We start from the raw sequence: 19,306 nt of genomic DNA on the forward strand, positions 1-19,306 counted from the left end.
TTCGAAAATAAGGTACGATGACACACTTTCACAATCAAAGAAAACTATGCGCAATCCACCCGAGCGCTACCTCCAGACCTTGCGAGAGCATTTCGCGCAAACCCCGCAGTGGTTCAATTCGGGCTTAGGTTTGCCGCCAGCGGCGTTTACGCCGGTCACCGGCGCGGCACTGACGACAAACCAAGATGGGAAGGGCACGGCATTCCAGCGCTGGTTCCACTTCAAGGAAGCCTTTTCCCCGGAATTCGTAAGCGCGGCCATCGCGTCTCTGGGCTACCGCCCCACGCATGTGATCGATCCGTTTGGAGGGTCCGGCACAAGCGCCATCACCTCGCAGCTGCTGTCGATCAACGCGACAACGGTGGAGGTTAATCCGTTTCTCGCCGACGTGATCAAGGCCAAGCTGAGCCCCTTGACTGGCGAAAAGCTGCTGTCGGCAGCAGCCGACTTCCAGGCGCGACTGCAAGACACACCTGCCGATCTGTCCCGGCTCGCTCATTTGCCAGCGACTTTCATTGAGGATGAAGGCAAGGACCGGTGGATCTTTCCGCGTGACGTCGCCCGCAGGCTCGCGCAGTACCTGACGTGCATCGACGCCATTGATGACGTCGATGTTCAGCGCTTCTTCAGAGTGGCACTCGGGTCGGTGTTGGTCAACTGCAGCAATGTCTATGTCAACGGAAAGGGGCGCAGATACCGTGGTGCCTGGCACTTGAATCAGCCGACGCCCGAGAAGCTGGATCAGCACTTTGGGAAGCAGTTCAACACATCTTTCGAAGACGTCCTGCGATTCGAGCATCGACCGCGTTCGCAGGTCACCGTTATCAATGGAGATTCGCGCACGGCGTTGCAACAAGTACAGGAGAAGGCGGATCTGATTGTTTTTTCACCGCCGTACCCGAACTCCTTCGACTACACCGACATCTACAACGTCGAACTGTGGGTGCTCGGCTACATTGGCTCCTCTGCCGACAACCTGACCCTGCGGAACCAGACGCTACGGTCCCATGTGCAAATCCGGCGCAGCTACGAAGGCCCTAAGAATAAATCGGAAAAGCTGAGCAGTGCGCTGGACGCTCTTGGAAGCCGCCGCGAGGCGCTCTGGGACTCAACCATTCCGGAAATGGTCGGGGCGTATTTCCGCGATCTGGAGCTGGTGCTGGAACAGAGCCAGCGGCTGCTTACGAGTACAGGCCGGGTCATGATGGTTGTCGGCGATTCCCGGTACGCCGACGTACGCATTGAGGTCGCTTCGATCCTAGCGGAGCTCGCCAAGAGCATGGGTTTTGGGCGGGTCACAACGCGTGAGGTGCGACAGATGCGTGCGAGCGCTCAGCAGGGTGGTGGCCTCCAACTCGCTGAAAGCATCGTGGAACTCACGCTTTGACTTTCGATCCAGTAGTGGGTTGATCCGTATGGTGGCGCTAAGATATGTAACAAATTGCACACAAAGAGCGTAAGCCTGGTGCAAGACTGATTGAACGCATGAGGTTATGCGGACAACATTCATCCAGGGAGGGTTCTTTGAAGTCCAAGATCAAGCTGCCAGTTTTCGTCCGGCTAAGTATTCGCAACTACTCGTTGTACCCGGGGACCAACAACCAGGGATTGGATCTCGATTTTCCCGCTGGCATCACGGTCCTGGCCGGAATCAATGGCGTCGGCAAGACCACGCTGCTGAACCTGCTCATGCGTATGCTGCTGGGTCCGCTGGACCGGGCCAAGGCCGACCGCGACTTGAGCCGGATCAGCAAGCGAGAGCTGGTGTTGGACAAGCGCTTCTCGTTCTTCGCGGACCGCGTGCCTGAAGAACTCGGTGACAACGCCACAGCCTCGCTGGACTTCACGGTGGGAGATCGCGCCATCACCGTGATCCGTTCCCTCAAGACGATGGCGCTGAAATCGGTCAAGATCAACGGTCGAAACCGCTCCGTCACGACGGAACTGCAGTTCTCTGAGGAGATGGCGAGGCTCTGCGGGCTGGCGTCCGCCTACGACTTCCACGTGGTTGTACGCTATCTCCAGTTCTTCACTGAGGAGCGACAGCCGATCCTGTGGTCGGCGGCGACGCAATACGAGTTCTTCAAGATGCTCTTCCTCAACCGAGAGCTCACGGCGGACACCGATGACACCTTCGCGACCATCCAGCGACTGGACACACTCTACCGCAATCGGATCCACCAGCTAAATCTTCGTGAGGAACGGCTCAAGACCAGTCAAGCAGCGGCGGTTGCGGCACAAGATACCGGCGACCTCCGCACACGATTCGAAGCCGCAAAGGTGGCGCGTAGTGCGGCAGCAGAGGAATACCGGAAGCACCAACAAGTCGCCGAAGCCCTGCAAATACAAGTTCGCGGTCTGGATGTCGATCTCAATCAAGCGGAGGCGACACTCGCCGACCTAGAGGATGAGCTGGAGCACGCCGACGCTGCTTTCATCGCTCAGGCCCTTCCATCCATCGACGACAAGGCCAAATTTCTGATGGCTGGTCTCGCCTCAGGCCAGGGCTGCTTCGTCTGCGGCAACCGACATCGGAGTCAGGTGCAGACCGTTGCAAAACAACTTAAGGGCGGCCATTGTTTCGTCTGCAACCATTCGATTGCGGGCCGCGGCAAAGGGGCGAAGATTGAGCCCTTGGCCGCCGCTCAGGTGCGCACCTTGGAGCAAAAGATCGAGAGCGTCAGGGCACACGCAACTGCCATCGCAGCTAAACGCGACGTTGTTCATACGCAGATGACTCCCGCCCTTCAGGCGCTTCGCGTGGCAGCCTCACTGAATTCCGAGACCGCATTGGCACTCGAAACGCTTCAGGCGCAACTGCCCGTCCCACCTGAGACCTCCAGTGCGCTTGAAGCAGAATTGAAAGCAGAGCGCGATGCTTTGGAAGAGATGGATGGCCAGCGTAAGGGACTGGCCGAGAACTACCGCGAGCTCATTAAAGAGGGCCGCGTGCAGATCGATACCTTCAAAGAGGTCCTGCGCACGAAGCTGACCGCCTATGCCGAGGCATTCCTCCAGGAAACAGTGAAGGTACAGTTCGGTTCGCAGGACAAAGTGAAGATCGCCACCGGCGCCGGCCAGGTCGGCATGCCGTCATTCTCGATCCTCATGACGTCGAGCACACATGAGGTTCCCAAAGAACGCCTGACTAGCGACAACGTTTCAGAATCGCAGAAGGAGTTTCTCGATCTAGCGTTTCGCATGACGCTCCTCGACATGGCCTGCTCAGACGGTGCAACGACGTTGGTCATCGAAACCCCGGAAGCCAGCTTGGATAGCTGGTTTATGCTCCGCGCAGCAGACCTCATGCGTCAGTACGCGCCAGCGAATTCCGGTCCAGTTCGAAACCTAATCGCCACCTCTAACGTCAATGGCACCGCCATGATTCCCGCCCTCCTTGGCCGCGTCGGTAAGGACGGGAAGCCACGCCGTGCGAGCAAAACCAACGGCGCCCAGCTCATTGACCTACTTCAGGTGACCGCAAAGTCGAACACCTTGAAAGACAGTGCAGCGCGGTCCCTGCTCAACGAAGAGCTCGGGCGGTTCCATGGCTAGGCTGTCCCATGCGGTGCCCCAGAGCGCACAGGAGCGCCTGCAGTTTGTGCGCTGGATGCTCTTCACGATCAATGCGGCCGAAGCGGCCGGCATCGGCCAGCTGACCCGCAAACAGCTGCATCTGCTGCTGTTCATGTCGTTCGCTTCGTGCCGCTTCTATGGGATCCAGCCACTGCGTCAGCGGGCACGACGAACCGAGCAGGGACCCTACTACCGCGCCGCACACGTCGCGCTAGGAGCGCTGGCCTTGTCAGGTTTGGTGGAGGTTCGGGACTTCTCCCCGCATCCGTCATCGACGCACTTACAGTTTGAGGGCAATTTCCGTGCAACCCTTGCGGGTCTGGAAGTCGGCCGCCAGCTACGAAGCACCCAGCGCGGTGAAGCGCTCTATGCCTTCTTACTTGATCTTTGCCTGGGTGTCGTCGAAGGCGCCTGGCACGACGAGCACATGCACGACCGACAAGAGCGTCGCGGCCTGGATAGGGTATTCGAGCAGGACCTGACTTATCAGGAAGCGCTCGAGCGCCCAGGAAACATGCTGTTCGTTGAAGAGACTCCTGACGACAAGACGACGCCAACGCTAGTCGGCCTCCGACAGATACGAAAATACTTGACAGAGAAAGCCATTGTCAATCGTCGCGACGTGTTGACCGTCTACCAGCGGCTGCTTCAGAAGAAGGCCGCCTGACATGAACCAGCAAAGCACAATCACGCGACAGGACATCGCTGGGCTCGATTCAGGACTTTCGTTGGTGTCGGGACCGCCCGAGGAACGCTTCTTCCAAACGCTGGTCGAATACTTCATCAAATGGTTGGTGGCCCGCTCGACGTCGATTACGGCTGGACTCATCAAGAGTGATCAAGCGCTATTGATGCTGTATTCCGAATCACCAGAACTTGAGCCGGGCATCCCGCCCAGTGTCAGTGTCCAGCCGACTGAGGTTTTTGCCGCACTGCTCACTCTGGAAGACGGCGTCGCGGTTGCAGGCGAAAGTCTGAGTGAAGTGGTCCAGCACGTGCCTCATTTCAAGAACGGGGCGACCGAGGCGTACCAGTTCGCCCGTGATCACCTCAAGGCTGATCAGACGTTTGCTTTGCTGTTGCTCGGCCAAAGCCGAATGCTGGTGCATGACAAAGGCGTCGCGATCGATGACTGGTTACGCGCTCCTCGGGTCGTCGAAATCAAGCAGCTCGACGCATCTATGATCACGCCAGCACAGATCGAGAAAGAGCTCGATGTGTTCCACAAAGTACAGCTTGAGTCATACAGAGGCACTATGGCTCGGCTCATGTGGCAGATATTCGAGGAACCAAAGAAGTCGGTTCTCGGACCCAAGCCCGAGCTCCACGTGCAGTCAGCGATGCTGACGCATTTTCGCGGTATCTATCGTGGTAAGAATGCACTTGTTGACGAAGAGGTTGCGCTGAACGAAGGGCGCGTGGACCTCAGGATTGCGCGTTTTGACCCGACCAGCAACGAAGTCATAACAATGATCGAGCTCAAGGTGCTTGTACCGGAGAAAAGCGACGCTGAAAACCTAGCGTGGGCTCACAAAGGCATTGAGCAAGCACATGGCTACAAAAAAACCATCAATACTGACGCCGCCTTTGCCTGTATCTACGACGCCCGACGAAACAAGACCGATGAGATGCCGGCGCTGCAACCGGATGCTGATGCCAAAGATGTTATTTTGAAATTGCACGCTATGCAGGTGCCTGAACCACGACCACGGAAGAAAGACAAAGGCGACGCTGCCTCTGTCACCAAGCCAGTTAAGGTCCCTCGCACCACTCAGTTGGCAAAAAAATCCACGAGCAATCCAACGGTCAAGAAACGAGCGGCGGCGAAGACCTCACCAAAGACAACCTGATATGGCCCAATCATCAGGACAGATCGGGATACCGATCTGTCCGATGTTCTTTGTGCGATACGGTGATCCAGTAGCGCTTTGCGATCACGCTGTAGGGAGCCGCTGCTTCCTCAATGGCCTTGCTGATCTCCTCGCCGTTGTTCGCGCAAAAATCATAGACGCATAAGTACGCAGCGTCCAGGGTCTCGTCATCGCGGTAGGCTGCCGTCTGAGAGACGCCCGACTTGGCCCAATCGATGTTGTCCTGCTGGCTGATGGCGTTGGGCTTCACAGTGCCAGGTTTCGGCGTCATGAAGTCACGAGTCACCTTTAGTTCAAGTACAGCGCTGCTGACGTTGGCCTTCATCGGCGTTAACGTGATATCTGCGCGACCGTGACCAATTACCGTCTCAGCTTTGACCCTGGCCACTTCCGAGTACTTACCGAGCAGAAAATGCAAAAGGTCGTTCTGCACGACGCCTTCGGGACTTTCAACCGTGATGCGCTTCGCGCGATCCTTCCACCAAGTGCGGGATTGGCGTGCCGATCTTTCGTAGAACTGTTGCAGAGCCTGCTCCAATGCAGCCAAGTCCAGCACCATGGGTGCATCGTCGAGCTCGCGTCGGATTTCCGGCGAAGCCTCTGAATCTACCCCGTCGGGCCAGATGACCAGCACGGATGTGCTGAGCAAGGCAATGGTGAGGGAATTCGCTAGGCCTGCTGCGCGGATAGTGTCCGTCATAGCGTTGGTGTCAGGAAGATGCTCGGGCTTAGCGTAGGCGCCGATCTCCCCGGTGCCGATAGCAAGCGTACCGGCAAATGGATCAGTTGGCGCACCTCCGAGCATTGGCCGCCGTATCCAGCCCAGTCCTTCACCTATGTCGGCACAGTTCTCGCTGTGTACTAGCACGACAGGAGCAGAGAGGCCCTCGCCCTTGGAGCGGAGGTACCTGGCATGTTCAGCGAGGGCCCGCGTCCAGGCGTCGAGGAAGGCTGTCCGTGTGCCGGCGTCTGCCACGGAAAGGCCAGCTGCGCCCTCCTGGACAACGGCATCAACGGCTGCTTTCAGGGCACCGCCTAGGCCCATGGTTTCCGTGCCGCGGGCCTTCATGCTTCTGCCATTGCCCGGTCTAGGTAGTCGCAGTACAAGCGCACGCCGTCACGCTGTGCGTCGGGTCGAAGCTTGCGTAGATGCTCGATAAGGTAATGAGCCACCTCCACATTCTTGTTGTCGGTGCCCCATTCTGAGAAGTCAACGACCTCACCTTGCGCAATAGCCGCGTTCCCATAGTTCGCATCGACCGCACCGATGTCCGCGCGCGCGGTCAGGAATCGTCCGAAGCAAGCTGACACCAGTTCGCGCAGCAGTCGCGCGGTCCGCTGGGCTTCTGGGGAATGGGCGAGCATTGCATTGCAGATTTCAGCGCCCTTCGGCCCGAGCCCGTATTGAGCCGCCATGCGTCCCTTTGCGCCGAACTCCACGTGCTTAATAACCAGCACGCCAGCGAATGCCAAGCGGTCGATCTCTCGCTGCACGTCGGGGAAGAACGGGTAGTCCCCGCGCTTCAGTACTCGGCCACGTACCCTGGTTACACCGAACAAATCCGCCAAGGTGTTGGCCAAATAGAGAATGACGTGTAGTTGCGAAGTCGCCACAGGCGTCAGGCCCATGCGGCGGGCTTCGGCGATGCTGAGGACCACCCAAGCCTTCCACATGCCTGCACTGTCAAGTCGTGACGAAGCATCCATATTCATGTCTGCGGTCCACTCGGCCGACCGTCGGGATAGATTGCTTGGTCGCGTTCATCCTCATAGGCGGCTCGAAAGCGCTCGAGCGCCCGGGTAGGTACGGCAATGGTCAGCAAGTCCAAAACGTGCAACACCCGCTCCTCAATAGGGATCATTGGTGGCATCTCGTTCGGAGCTTCGTCGACGACCTGGCCATAGAAGCGCTGGTCAGGGTAGGCCCCGAACAAGGCTGGAATCATCTGTTCGCGGTTGACGTTGGACGACGCGATCAACCGGGTCCCCAAAGCGCCATTTGACCGGGTCGCGAAGCGTCGCAAGAGGTCCGCAGCGCGAGGCACGAAGACCGAATCAAGGCTGGCCTCAGGCGTTTCGAGGATCAACATTGTGGGCGCGTCTGGCGCGACCAGCTCCAAGAGCGCCATGCGGAAGGCGAGGTCGATGAACTCCTTCTGGGACTCGGACACCGACTGGCCGGCTTCACGCACAGTCGTGATGTTCCGATGAACGCCGGACGTCAACGCCGGGATGAAGTGCGGGAACGTGAACAAGTCCGTGTTCGCACGCTGCCCCAGCCGCCTGATCCTCGGCGTGTACTTGATCTCGCATTGCTCGGCCAAGAAGCCGCGAATGTACTTGGCAAAGGCCTGCTCAATCTGGCCGGAAACGGCCCGAACTTCCTGATCAATCGCTTCGGTTAACTCACGGAACTGCCCAGCCAACTCGATGCGCTCCACCTCCAATTGGTTCAGCGCGGCCTCAAAAGTCCCAAGCGTTTTGTTGAGTTCATCTCGCCGCTCGATCACGTTCGGCAAGTTGTCGCCCAACGCCTTGAGCTGCCCCTCCAAGGAGACCAACTGCGACGTGATTAACATGAGTTCCGCCGCCGTCGACGAATAATCCTGCTCGGCGTCTCGTAAGGGTTGTTCCATAGCCGCCAAGTCGGCCTCTGCAGTCGCAATGTTCACACGCTGTTGCTCGATCACCTCGCCTGTATGCGGGTCGTTGGCAGGTCGATGACCTTCCTCGATGGGACTGCCGCATACGGGGCAGGTGTTCATATAGAGTTTGGCCGTGACCCGCTCCATCGCTTCGGGGGTCTGTGTGCCGCAGACTAGACAGCCGGCACCAGCCTCGAAGTGCGCCAGAAGGTACCGGGCAGGAGTGTCCAACTGAGGAAAGAAGGATTCGTAGAAATTGTTGAGCTGCGCGGCCAAAGCGGCACGCCCATCATGAATCTCCTGCCGGCGGTTCTCCATCTGCTCGCGCAGCTGATCACGCGTCTGGGCGAGCTCGTTCTTGCGTACCACGAGCGCCTTCAGATCCTTGCGGCGCTCCTCCAGTGACTGAACCAGCCTTTCGATCTGGCCGCCTTCGATCGTGCTGGTCTGTTTGTCGAATTCCCTGCGCCGTTTATATACGACTGCATGAACGTTCCGATACTCACTGTCCTTGCTGAGCAACTCGTTGAATAGGTCGACGTATTGCCCACGGTGTCCACCCTGAACGTCAACCAAGATGCCCAGGATGTCACCTTGCGCCGCAGCATCCCAGACGAGGCTGCGCCTGTCTTCGAGATAGAACACGATGTAGCGCAGCAGGAATACGAAGTCCTCGAAAGACGACAGGCCCGATGCGGCTACCACCTGGTCGCGATAGGTGGCCTCCATCTCAGTGCCGCGCGCGGTAGGGAAGGGTTGCTGATCAACCGAAAGCTCGACAACGTCCAAGTTTGCCAGCGACCGGGTCACTTCGAATTCATGAGAGCCGAGAGTGAACCAAATAGTTACCTTCGCATTGACTGCGTCATCAGGCGCCCGCTTGCGAAACCAGAATCGGTCGACTGGGACGATCCGCCTCCGCTTGTCGCCCAAGTCGTCATCGCCAGGTACGTCCACCGCCCCAGAAAGGGCGCGTAACAGCATGGTCAGCAAGGTGGTCTTGCCGAGACCATTGATGCCGACGATGACGTTGACGCCAGGGACAAACGGGTGATCCAGCCCTGGCTTGGCGTCAGTGCCAGCGTACATGGCAAAGTCTGAGACCCTAACGCGTTTAAGGACTGGGAAGTTGATCATTGGGGCATCCCTATAGACGCACCCAGACCATGCGCAACATCATCCTGTCGCATAGCATGCGTCAGAAAGCTGAAGCGATTAGACACCACCGGCTGGCGTGGCCGAATTTGAGTCTGCATGTCCCTGAATGTGTTGGCAGCGAATTCTGATATGTTGACCCGCTTATCGATCATTCTACTGAATCTCGCCCCAAGGCCATATAGCGATTTCGACGCAAATTAGCCGCAGCAATTCGTACCCATAAAACATGGCATGCAGACCAACATGTTTAAAACTGGTAGTCGGAACAGGATCGGCTCGTGGCGCCAAGGGCCACAACTACTGGATCCATCTAGGGAGCAAAAAATTATGACAGTAATTTCGTTTTGGGCGCAGTAATCTGCATGCGCTCAATGATCAACCCGCTGAGCTCATCAGCTAGATCCCCGAGAAATGGGTGACTCGGCAACAGTGCCAAAGCTCATTGAACCCAAGGCTCTGCTGATTGCAGGGGCAGATGGTGCCCCAGCAATCGGGCTTCCTTCAGCAAAAGAAGATAGGCAGCTAGGTAGTCCATGAGCAATGCCGGGTTTGGTTCATTCCAAATCTCATGTTGAATGTAGGACCAGTTCCTTGCTAGCTGACCGTTCTGATCAGTCACGAAGAATGGCTTCCAAACCTCATGATCCAGTTGCCATAGAAGTTCATTGGTCTCGGCGACGCCAAAAACTTGGTCGTTGCGAATGATGAACAATTCATTTTGCGAGAATTGCTGCAAAAGGGATGCACATGGACGTAGATAAATTCAGCAAGATCATCGATTTTTCAGAAATCGAGTCGTCTCATAAATTCGAGCAGTTCGCCGAAGAGGTGCTGCGCTGTCTCGGCTACGAGATCAATATACGACCCGGGGAGGGACCAGATGGCGGCAGAGACATGGTGGTAACGGACGTGTTGGAAGGAAAGCTGTCGAGTCGAAAGGTCAGGTATCTAGTCAGCTGTAAACACCAGAAGAAAGCCGTAGGCCCCAAAGACGAGCAGCGCTTGGAGACGCGCCTCCGAGCAAACCACTGTCATGCCTTCATGGGCTTCTATTCAACTCATGTCACTCAAGGCCTCATCAATGAGACGGAAGGGCTCAAGTCGAATACGCAGATGCCAGAGGGCTTCGACGTCGTCCTGATCCAAGATGCGGACATCCGCAGGCATCTTTCAGAACTTTCAGATGGCCCAAATCTGGTGCAGCGATGGTTTCCTCGTGGCTACACCCAGTTTCTTCGAGCCGTCTCGGATAGCTACGTGTTTCGCAAGCGCCCGGTGATGCGCTGTGTAGAGTGCGGCCTTGATCTGCTTGAAGAACTTTCAGGCGTGGTCATCTATGAAGCGACTCATGCTCCTGCGGTCTCACCCAGCGGGAATCGGGAGCGGGATGCACGGCATCGGTACCATGTCCACGACATTCGGACCTATTGCCCGGCGCACGCCCCTGCGGGCCCCCACCCAAATGCTTGGCGGCACTTCAATCTCCGAGAGTTGATTGATCCCAGGAAGTACATCCAGCATGTCATGGAGGACATGAAATTTATGCATTTTTGGCCACCATATTTCGCCAGCATAGATGTCGTTCGCAAGTGGAATCATCTGGTCCACATCTTGTACTACTTCGTAGCTCGCGGGCAACCAAAGCCAGAACGCCAGGAGACGCACCGCCTTGTCGGACCTAATCTATCTGATCAATGGGAGCTATAAGCTAAGTACAGATGCACTGAGATGTTCACGGCAATCCGGCGTAGGTGGCGTTGACAGCCCACTCCAGGGCCCATCCATCCGAGTTCCAGGAGTGCAATGCAAGTCGTGTGCAGTCCATCATCCTCCCGGTATCCAGTTGTGGAGGTAGCCAGGATGAATAGTTTTGTTCACTGCAATACGTCTTTACAAGACTTGTCTATTGGTGCGTCAATAACTGGGGAATTAGGGAAGTTCCAACTTCTGGGAAAGACGCTCTAAGGTTTGTGCCCACGTTCCACCGGAGAGGGCGTTGTCGTTCATGAATTTCTCGGCACCCATGCGCTTCTTCCTGACGGAAATTATTCCGTGTTGCTCAGTCAGTTGATAGTCGGCACCCTTCCACCCTCTGAGGGTGCAGGTGCGTCCGTTTTCCCTGATCCAGTCCGGCAGCGGCTTGGGCGACGCAAGCTTGGCAAGGAATTCGCTGGCATCTTTGTAACGATTCTTCGTCGCTGTCGCACGCTTAAGAGCTCGAATAATGCGACGGGGAACGAACTCAGGAATTGAGTCCCAATCCAGCAGCGTCCCTTTTTTTATCCTGGCCCGAATGCACTGGTCGACAAACTCACATTCTTGGTGCCAGGGCACGTTTTCAAGCTTCAAACGAGCCAGTTGTCGCTTCTCAGCGGGCTTAAGGTGGTCGGGAAGGTCCTCACTCAATGAACCTCCAAAGAGAAGATACCCAATAATGCCGGCCTGATAGCAGTCGGACGAAAAGTCGAAGTACCCGTTATCGCCAAATGCCTCAGGTGGTCGATATAACACGCTGTGTTTCGAAGCTGCTACCGAGTCGCTTCCGTTGGCGATGTGACGCACCGAACCGAAGTCCGCGATAAGAATCGTGTCGTCATGAACGAGTAGGTTCTGCGGCTTTAGGTCACGGTGCAGGAGCCGATTGGGGTCGGCGTGCAATGCGGAGAGACCTGCCAAAAGCTGTACAAGCAGCCGAAACGCTAGGGGTAAGGAGAGATGGTTCTCCTTTAGGTAGGTACCGAGATCGCCATAGTTGGCGAACGGCGTCATGAAGAAGGAGCAATCCGGACGGAGATTCCGGGCGTCCAAGACCTTCATGACATTCGCATGGTTGAGCGCCGCGACCAATGCGGGCTCTTGGTCCACCTCGTTAGGCGCGTGGAAGTAAATTTTCAGCGCGACGTCCCGCTGGAGGACGTTGTGTCGCCCCAGAAGCACATACCCGTTGGCACCCGTGTCGTTGAAATGATTTGGCTCGAACTCCGGAAACCTCGCCAACAGCTCGCGGGCCTCGCGAGGAAGATCGTTGAGGTCAAGCGCCATGCATTACTCCGGCAGGCGTTCGAAAGCCAAATCGTAGGCAATGCCCAGGTCTACGGTTTCTGGTCTCAAGGTCTTCAACCCAGCCTTCTTCCGGTCCGTAGCTTTGATGGTTGCAGGATGGAAGAAGTCGACCGGGCACGGCGATGTAGCGAGGAGAATGCCTTCGGTTATGAAGGTCCCCGCGCCGCCGGTGCCTTGACCTGAGGTCGCCCTTCGGTTGATTGCAACCAGGTCAACGGAGTTCACTGCGCAGAACGACTTGAAAGCCTGAACGAATGTGTCAACGTCGTCCTTGGACGGATTCTTTGGCAGTTCGAGCTTATTCACTCGGCTCTTCACCACGGTGTGGTCCGTTTGTCGCCCCGAAAGTGCAACGAGACGCCCGACGTTTCCCTTCAGCATGACTCCTAGCACAACCATGTCTACCTCCCCGCCTTAAAGTTTTGCGTGCACTATACCGTCTGATGACCGCAGTGGTCAGCGTAGTTAACACTGCGCAGTGCCGGCGAGGTGCTGCCTATGCCTGCAGCACCTCGCTGAATTTATTCACACGCTGTTTCAATTCAAGGGTTGCCCTAGCTCGGCAACAACCCGAATCTGACGGAAGTAATTTGCATGCGCTCAATCACCGTTGAACTGAGTTCATCGGCGAGATCTCCGAGAAATGGGTGACGGGGAAGCATTGTCAATACCCATTGAATCCAAGGCTCCGCCGATTGCAAGGTCAGATGATGACCCAATGTTCGGGCTTCCTTCAGCAAAAGAAGATAGGCAGCCAGGTAGTCCATGAGCAATGCCGGTTTGGGTTCATCCCAAATCTCATGCTGAATGTAGGACCAGTTCCTTGTTAGTTGGCCGTTCTGGTCAGTTAAGAAGAATGGCCTCCAGACTATTTGGTCCAGTTGCCATAGAAGTTCATTGGTCTCGACAACGCCAAAAACTTGGTCGTTGCGAATGATGATCCACAGGGGGCTTGCGTAAACCGGCAAGGTCCGCGGAAAACGCTTGGCGACCAACGCAACGATAGCCGGCTTCTTTCTAAATAGAGAAGGGAGTGATCGACCTGAGGCATATCGTTCCCATGAACGCTGCTGATCACCAAGCCCGACCCTAAACATCTCTGCCAAGGCGGGTGGATTGGGGGCCCCAGTCTCCAAGACACAACAGTGGTACCAGGCTCGTGTTCTCAGACTTCGAATTTGTTCATCTTCTGGGGGGCGACCACGTCCGCGCGAGGTGGGTATTTCCATCGAATAAGGGTTGCGACAAATAATTCAGAAAAATATGACGGTAGTCAAAACCGATCGTTGCCAGCAACATGACAGGCATGAGCAATGAAACCAATTTGACTGCGGATTCGTCGCAGGATACCCCGCATTTAGACAACCCCTTGATGAGTGGTCCAGAGCTATGGAAGGCCTTGGGCTATCGCACCGGTACGGCCTTTTCACAGGCGGCCCGGCGGGGAATGACTCCAGTACTCGTATTCCACATTCCCGGTCGCAGGGGACAACATGCCTTGAGGGGCGATGTCATGGCTTGGGTAGCCAATCTTTCCCAGATGGCCAGAGGACCGCTGCCGAGCAATGAAGACGAGGGGGCCACATGACGTAGCAGTCTCACAAGCAAGAGTGGCTTGCTGGAAACACAAACGCCGCAGTTCTTGCAGGAACTGCGGCGTTCTTAACGTGTACAAGTCTGAGGGCCTGCACGTGTAGTTTCCGAAAATTCGGATGGGATGTCAATAGCTTTTAGCACTGGCTAGGGATTGTCTTGTCTCCAGTGAGCCGGTTGGCCGCCAGCAGGCGGCAGTGCGCAATTTCAACCGATTTATCGTGGACTACACAGAACACAAAAACTTCCTGGTACGGGCTTCGACCAGGGATTTCACTATGGCCGATGTGGCCGACATGTCAGAGGAGGCCTGCTTCTGGCATTTCGTGAAGATTCGCTTTGGGTCGACAACCCACATGGCCTGCCCCCATTGCGCGGCAATTGACATCCATTACTTCCGTAAAAAACAACGCCGCTGGTCATGCAAGCACTGCTACGGCATCTTTTCCCCAACCAGTGGCACGATTTTCCACGGGCGAAAGCTGCCTTTTAAGAGACTGTTACTGGGGATTACTCTTTTCATCAGCAGTGCCAATGGATGTTCAGCCTTGCGGCTGCATCGCGACCTGAAAGTACAGGCCAAGACTGCCTTTGTCTTCGCGCACAAGCTCCGGGAAGCAATTCAGCTGATCCACGAAATGCCCGTCATGAGTGGTGTGATCGAACTGGATGGTGGGCATTTTGGTGGACGGCCACGTAGCGGCCGGATTCGCCGGCGCTCCAGACCAGAAGCCATCGCTGCAAAGGTGACCGAGCAGCTCATGGCGCAGAACCAGGGAAAGGGTCGGCCAAAGAGCAAACAGACCCGCGCGAACATTAAACGGCTCAAAAATCGTCGTATTTTTTTCACGATCCGCCAGCACAGCGGTCGTAAAGGATTCGGAGCTGTACGCACCTACGTCACGGTGCTGAAAGCGGAGACCGCCGAACAGGTCAGGGATTCCATCTTGAAAATGGTGGCACCAGGGTCAACCATCATGACGGATGAAAATTCTGCATATGGTTGGCTGGAAAGCGCGGGCTATGTCCATGAGACTGTGAATCATCAAGAGGAGTTCAGCACTCTCGAAGGCGTCAATGAAAATCAGGCAGAGTCCTTTTTTAGCCGCCTACGCCGTTATGTCTTAGGTGTTTCTCTCCGGATCGTACCCAAATACATGCTCGACTTTGGCATCGAAATGGCGTGGCGCGAGGACTGGCGCCGGAAAACGGAGGGGCAAAAGAGCCATGCCATCACTGCAGGACTGTTGATTCAGCACCACTCTAAGTGGCGCGGGTACTTTCAGTCAAACGCCGAGGTAAACAAGATCCCAACCTAAGGCGATCCAGGTCACTGTTCGATTTCCGCTCGTCCTGGTTGCTCGGCGGGCCTGAGCGCTCTCCAGCGGCTGTCCGATCTCTTGCGCCCCGCTTCGACGCGTTTGAGAAGTCCCGCCACGTGTAGTGCCCTCATGCGTCGTCGAATGGCGATCTTGAATGATCTGAAGTCCTCGGGATCAATATTGAGCTTGCCTTCTTCTGCGACGAAGAGGGCGACTTCATTTGTACACAGGATTTCACCATCGGCTTCACGCAGCGCATGCAAGATAAAGCGACTCATGGCGCCATGAGGCAGTAGCCAGGCATTCTCCTGACCTTTCAGTGGCCGGATCAGATCTGTGTCGATCATGACCTCGTGCTGCCCCATCGCGTTATCGATGGCGGTCAGGTTTTGCTGCAACACAGCAAGATGCTGCGGACGCAAACTCTGTACCCGCAGTAGTCGGCTGCGAAGAGTTTGGGCGCGGCTCTCGACTCTGTTTAGCTCCTTCTGTAGAGCGGATTCACGCGCCTCAAAGCGCTTTTCGACCTTCTTGATTTCGCCCAGCAATCTGGCCCGGCGATTCATCATCCATTTCAGTGCAGAGGGGATTTTTACCATGCACTAATTGGATCAAGGCGGAGCTTTCACATCAATGTCATTTGCCACTCAAGAGCGGGGGCCAAAAAAAAGGCCCCGTTTTGCAACGAGGCCTTGAAGGGATCCCTGAACCTGAAGGTTTCGAAAGGACCCGAGGAGACAACCGGTGGAAACAAACTTTGTTTCCGATGACTGAATTATCTCAGGGTTTTCCCTTGGTAGCTAGGGAAAAGGCTCAAATTTTTGAAAAAACTTGAAGCCCTTGCCTGAATTAACGCTTTTTGGCAGCAGCCTTGGTGGCGTTGGTCGCAGTGGCGGCCACGGCGTTGAAGTTGGCTTCGGCCACATCCGTCGCTTGCTTCACAGCCTTTTGCACAGATTCCAGAGCGTTGTTGGCAGCAGCCACCGAGCTTTTCAGGATCGCCACAGCGGCTTCGGAGCCGGCAGGTGCGTTCTTGGCAGCGCTATCAACCAAGCCAGCAAATTTCTTCTGGGCTTCAGCGGCTTGACCTTCGACTGTCTTGGTCAGCTCGGCGCTGGCGCCGGAAGCGATGTCGTACAGGTGGCGGCTGTAAGCAGCGGTCTTTTCGGCCAAAGGCTGCAGCAGGCTGGATTGCAGAGCCAACAGTTCTTGGGCGTCTTTCACGCTCAGGATGGACTGGGTGTGGCCAGCGACTTCGGACAGGGCAGCCTTGGAAGCAGTCAGGTTCAGTTCAACGATTTTTTCCACGCCTTCGAAGGCCTTGTTGGTCAGGCCAAACAGGGTTTCGATGTTGGCTTTGTGGGAAGCGATTACTTGTTCAACGGTCAGCATGTTCATTCTCCAGTAGTTAAGGTGAAAATCACTATCTGCTCCGTAACCTGGCCCCTTGGCTCTGTTTATGTTGCAGTGCAGCATGAATCGAATTGTAGCGATGCTGCGGTGCAATGCAAGCACTTTTTGTTGCAGTGCAACAATTTAGATGCGAAGGCCTAGTTCGGCACTTTTTCACGCCTTTGTCACCGCAGGCAACTAGGCCGCCCTGCGCTGGCAGAATGGACCCATGGACCACGCTCCCGCCAAACCCCACGCCGAACCGCGCAGCGCCTACAAGGTGTTCCGCCCCATCTCCACCCGCTGGTCTGACAACGATGTGTATGGCCATGTGAACAACGTCGTCTACTACAGCTGGTTCGATACCGCGGTGAACGCCTACCTGATCGAGCAGGGCGTATTGGACATCCACGGGGGCAGCACGATTGGCCTGGTGGTAGAGACGCAGTGCAACTACTTTGCTTCGCTGGCTTTTCCGCAGGCGGTGCAGGCCGGCATCCGTGTGGCCAAGCTGGGGACGTCGAGCGTGCGGTATGAGGTCGGCATTTTTGGCGAAGGCGAATTGACTGCCGCCAAGGGCCACTTTGTGCATGTGTATGTAGACCAGATCACCCGCAAACCGGTGGCGCTGCCGCCAGCCCTTAAAAAAGTACTGGAGACCCTTGTATGACCGCTTCTGTGGTGGACGACGCCATTAGCTCCCGCATGTCGGTGCGGGCCTTTACCGGGCAGTCGGTGGCGCGCGCTGATATTGAGGCGATCTTGCAGGTGGCCAGCCGGGCGCCCAGTGGTACCAATTGCCAGCCCTGGAAGGTCTATGTGCTGCAGGGCGACAGCCGCACCGGCTTGGTGGACAAGGTATGCGCCGCGCACGACGCCATCCGCGCCAACCCGGCGCTGGCGGCCGAGTACCAGGAAGAGTATGACTACTACCCGGGCCAATGGGTCAGCCCCTATATCGACCGGCGCCGTGAGAACGGCTGGGGCCTGTACGGCCTGCTGGGCATCGGCAAGGCCGACAAGGACAAGATGCACGCCCAGCACCAACGCAACTTCCGCTTCTTTGACGCGCCGGTGGGCCTGATGTTCACGGTGGACAAGGTCATGGGCCGCGGCTCGCTGGTGGATTACGGCGCGTTTTTGCAGAACATCATGGTGGCCGCGCGTGGGCGTGGCCTGCACACCTGCCCGCAGGCGGCGTGGAATGGTTTTGCCAAGATCATCCTGCCACACATCGGGGCGGGGGAGGGGGAGATGCTGGTGTGTGGCATGTCCCTGGGTTACGCGGATGTGCAGGCGCCCGTGAACGGCTTTCACACCCCCCGCGTGCCGGTGGCCGAATTCACCCATTGGCTGGACTGAGGCCGAAAATTTATAAGAAATAGGGCTCTAGCCCACGTGGATGCTGCGCAAGCAGCTATTGAAAACATAGCAAAAAAGGTGCCGCAGCGGCACCACCTGTCACACCATGATCATCGCCAGCCTTCTGGACACCGACCTGTACAAGTTCACCATGATGCAGGTGGTGTTGCACCAGTTTCCTGGCGCCCAGGTGGAGTACCGCTTCAAGTGCCGCAACCCCGGGGTGAACCTGGCGGCCCATGCCGATGACATCCGGCAAGAAATTCGCAGTCTCTGCAGCCTGCGTTTTCAGGATGAGGAGCTGGCCTACCTGCGCTCGCTGCGCTTTATCAAAAGTGACTTTGTGGACTTTCTGGGCCTGTTCAAGCTCAACGAGAAATACATCACGGTCACGCCGCTGCCCACGGGCGAGCTGGAGATCGTGATTGAGGGGCCGTGGCTGCACACCATCCTGTTCGAGATCCCGGTGTTGGCCATCGTCAACGAGGTGTACTTTCGCAACACTCAGCCGACGCCGAATCTGGACGAAGGCCGCCGGCGCCTGGACACCAAGATTGCCGAGCTGCGTGTGGCGGGCTTGGGCGACCTCAAGATTGCCGACTACGGCACACGGCGCCGTTTTTCGCGCGCCTGGCACGAAGAGGTGCTGCGTGTGTTGGCCGCCAAGCTGGGCACGGTACGCAGCCCGGGCCAGGCAGGTGCTGCGCCGGGACAGTTGGCGGGCACCAGCAATGTGCTGCAAGCCATGCGCATGGGCCTGCTGCCGCTGGGCACCATGGCGCACGAGTACCTGCAGGCCTCGCAGGCGCTGGGGCCACGCCTGCGCGACAGCCAGATTTTTGCTTTCGAGTCATGGGCGCGCGAGTACCGCGGTGACCTGGGCATTGCGCTGAGCGACGTGTATGGCATGAACGCGTTTCTGCGCGACTTTGACATGTACTTCTGCAAGCTGTTTGACGGTGCCCGCCACGACAGCGGCGACCCCTTCCACTGGGGCGAACGCATGCTGGAGCACTACCAGCGCAACCGCGTGAACCCGCGCACCAAAACGTTGATCTTCAGTGATGGCTTGACGGTGCCGCGCACCATTGAGCTCTACCAGCAGTTCCGTGGGCGCTGCCAGCTGGCGTTTGGCATTGGCACCAACCTCACCAATGACCTGGGTTACGAGCCCTTGCAAATAGTCATCAAGATGGTGCGCTGCAACGGCCAACCGGTGGCCAAGTTGTCGGATACTCCTTCCAAGAATATGTGCGATGACGAGAAGTACCTGGCCTACCTGCGCCAGGTTTTCCAGATCACATCGCCCGCCTGATTGCCAACT

The 19,306-nt window shown here is 56.8% G+C and carries 18 protein-coding genes; 9 read left to right on the forward strand and 9 right to left on the reverse strand.

The window, feature by feature from the left end; all coding sequences use genetic code 11:
• The first annotated feature begins 46 nt into the window (after positions 1 to 46).
• The 4 genes from AC097A_RS09135 (at position 47) to AC097A_RS09150 (ending at position 5,426) form a co-directional block, all read left to right on the forward strand.
• The gene (locus AC097A_RS09135; protein WP_479620588.1) at positions 47 to 1,387 is read left to right on the forward strand and encodes an SAM-dependent methyltransferase; all 1,341 of its coding nucleotides are present in this window, start codon (positions 47 to 49) and stop codon (positions 1,385 to 1,387) included.
• 137 nt (positions 1,388 to 1,524) lie between these two features.
• Complete coding sequence (locus AC097A_RS09140) at positions 1,525 to 3,555, forward strand: AAA family ATPase (RefSeq protein WP_479620589.1); 2,031 nt, start codon at positions 1,525 to 1,527, stop codon at positions 3,553 to 3,555.
• Positions 3,548 to 4,243 (forward strand): hypothetical protein, encoded by a 696-nt coding sequence (locus AC097A_RS09145; protein WP_479620590.1) that lies wholly within the window; start codon positions 3,548 to 3,550, stop codon positions 4,241 to 4,243. Before AC097A_RS09140 ends, AC097A_RS09145 begins: the two co-directional genes overlap by 8 nt.
• A 1-nt stretch (position 4,244) precedes the next feature.
• Positions 4,245 to 5,426 carry a hypothetical protein gene (locus AC097A_RS09150; protein ID WP_479620591.1) on the forward strand — a complete coding sequence of 394 codons (1,182 nt, stop codon included), beginning with the start codon at positions 4,245 to 4,247 and terminating at the stop codon, positions 5,424 to 5,426.
• A 13-nt stretch (positions 5,427 to 5,439) separates the two neighbouring features.
• On the opposite strand, the gene AC097A_RS09155 is transcribed toward AC097A_RS09150, so the two are convergent.
• The 4 genes from AC097A_RS09155 to AC097A_RS09170 form a co-directional block, all read right to left on the reverse strand.
• The gene (locus AC097A_RS09155; RefSeq protein WP_479620592.1) at positions 5,440 to 6,516 is read right to left on the reverse strand and encodes a hypothetical protein; all 1,077 of its coding nucleotides are present in this window, start codon (positions 6,514 to 6,516) and stop codon (positions 5,440 to 5,442) included.
• On the reverse strand, positions 6,513 to 7,160 hold the full coding sequence (locus AC097A_RS09160; RefSeq protein WP_479620593.1) for a hypothetical protein: 648 nt from the start codon (positions 7,158 to 7,160) through the stop codon (positions 6,513 to 6,515). Before AC097A_RS09160 ends, AC097A_RS09155 begins: the two co-directional genes overlap by 4 nt.
• Positions 7,157 to 9,181 (reverse strand): P-loop NTPase family protein, encoded by a 2,025-nt coding sequence (locus tag AC097A_RS09165; protein ID WP_479620594.1) that lies wholly within the window; start codon positions 9,179 to 9,181, stop codon positions 7,157 to 7,159. Before AC097A_RS09165 ends, AC097A_RS09160 begins: the two co-directional genes overlap by 4 nt.
• 508 nt (positions 9,182 to 9,689) lie before the next feature.
• Positions 9,690 to 9,962, reverse strand: coding sequence for a hypothetical protein (locus AC097A_RS09170; RefSeq protein ID WP_479620595.1), 273 nt, complete (start codon positions 9,960 to 9,962; stop codon positions 9,690 to 9,692).
• A gap of 35 nt (positions 9,963 to 9,997) precedes the next feature.
• Here AC097A_RS09170 and AC097A_RS09175 point away from each other — a divergent pair, with 35 nt between their 5' ends.
• Positions 9,998 to 10,957, forward strand: coding sequence for a restriction endonuclease (locus AC097A_RS09175; protein ID WP_479620596.1), 960 nt, complete (start codon positions 9,998 to 10,000; stop codon positions 10,955 to 10,957).
• Between the two features lie 222 nt (positions 10,958 to 11,179).
• Here AC097A_RS09175 and AC097A_RS09180 read toward each other — a convergent pair whose 3' ends face one another.
• The 3 genes from AC097A_RS09180 to AC097A_RS09190 form a co-directional block, all read right to left on the reverse strand.
• Entirely contained in the window at positions 11,180 to 12,292 is a 1,113-nt protein-coding gene (locus AC097A_RS09180; protein WP_479620597.1) for a protein kinase domain-containing protein, read from the reverse strand.
• A gap of 3 nt (positions 12,293 to 12,295) precedes the next feature.
• Complete coding sequence (locus AC097A_RS09185; RefSeq protein WP_479620598.1) at positions 12,296 to 12,712, reverse strand: DUF3010 family protein; 417 nt, start codon at positions 12,710 to 12,712, stop codon at positions 12,296 to 12,298.
• Between the two features lie 155 nt (positions 12,713 to 12,867).
• A complete protein-coding gene (locus AC097A_RS09190; protein ID WP_479620599.1) occupies positions 12,868 to 13,419 on the reverse strand; it encodes a hypothetical protein in 552 nt (183 codons plus the stop codon).
• A gap of 765 nt (positions 13,420 to 14,184) precedes the next feature.
• On the opposite strand from AC097A_RS09190, the gene AC097A_RS09195 reads away from it, so the two are divergent.
• Positions 14,185 to 15,225 (forward strand): IS1595 family transposase, encoded by a 1,041-nt coding sequence (locus AC097A_RS09195; protein ID WP_479620600.1) that lies wholly within the window; start codon positions 14,185 to 14,187, stop codon positions 15,223 to 15,225.
• 11 nt (positions 15,226 to 15,236) lie between these two features.
• Here AC097A_RS09195 and AC097A_RS09200 read toward each other — a convergent pair whose 3' ends face one another.
• Together AC097A_RS09200 and AC097A_RS09205 are read right to left on the reverse strand one after the other, a co-directional pair.
• Positions 15,237 to 15,827, reverse strand: coding sequence for a hypothetical protein (locus AC097A_RS09200; RefSeq protein WP_479620601.1), 591 nt, complete (start codon positions 15,825 to 15,827; stop codon positions 15,237 to 15,239).
• Positions 15,828 to 16,077: 250 nt separating this feature from the next.
• Positions 16,078 to 16,620 (reverse strand): phasin family protein, encoded by a 543-nt coding sequence (locus AC097A_RS09205; protein ID WP_105260965.1) that lies wholly within the window; start codon positions 16,618 to 16,620, stop codon positions 16,078 to 16,080.
• A gap of 229 nt (positions 16,621 to 16,849) precedes the next feature.
• Between AC097A_RS09205 and AC097A_RS09210 the strand changes: the two genes are divergently transcribed.
• From AC097A_RS09210 to pncB, 3 genes are all read left to right on the forward strand, one after another.
• A complete protein-coding gene (locus AC097A_RS09210; protein WP_105260651.1) occupies positions 16,850 to 17,290 on the forward strand; it encodes an acyl-CoA thioesterase in 441 nt (146 codons plus the stop codon).
• Positions 17,287 to 17,982, forward strand: a complete 696-nt coding sequence (locus AC097A_RS09215; protein WP_479620602.1) for a nitroreductase — start codon at positions 17,287 to 17,289, stop codon at positions 17,980 to 17,982. The genes AC097A_RS09210 and AC097A_RS09215 overlap by 4 nt, the downstream gene beginning before the upstream one ends.
• A 106-nt stretch (positions 17,983 to 18,088) precedes the next feature.
• On the forward strand, positions 18,089 to 19,297 hold the full coding sequence (pncB, locus tag AC097A_RS09220) for a nicotinate phosphoribosyltransferase (RefSeq protein WP_105260653.1): 1,209 nt from the start codon (positions 18,089 to 18,091) through the stop codon (positions 19,295 to 19,297).
• Positions 19,298 to 19,306 lie beyond the last annotated feature (9 nt).

This window comes from Rhodoferax sp. XS2R6, from assembly GCF_056521365.1.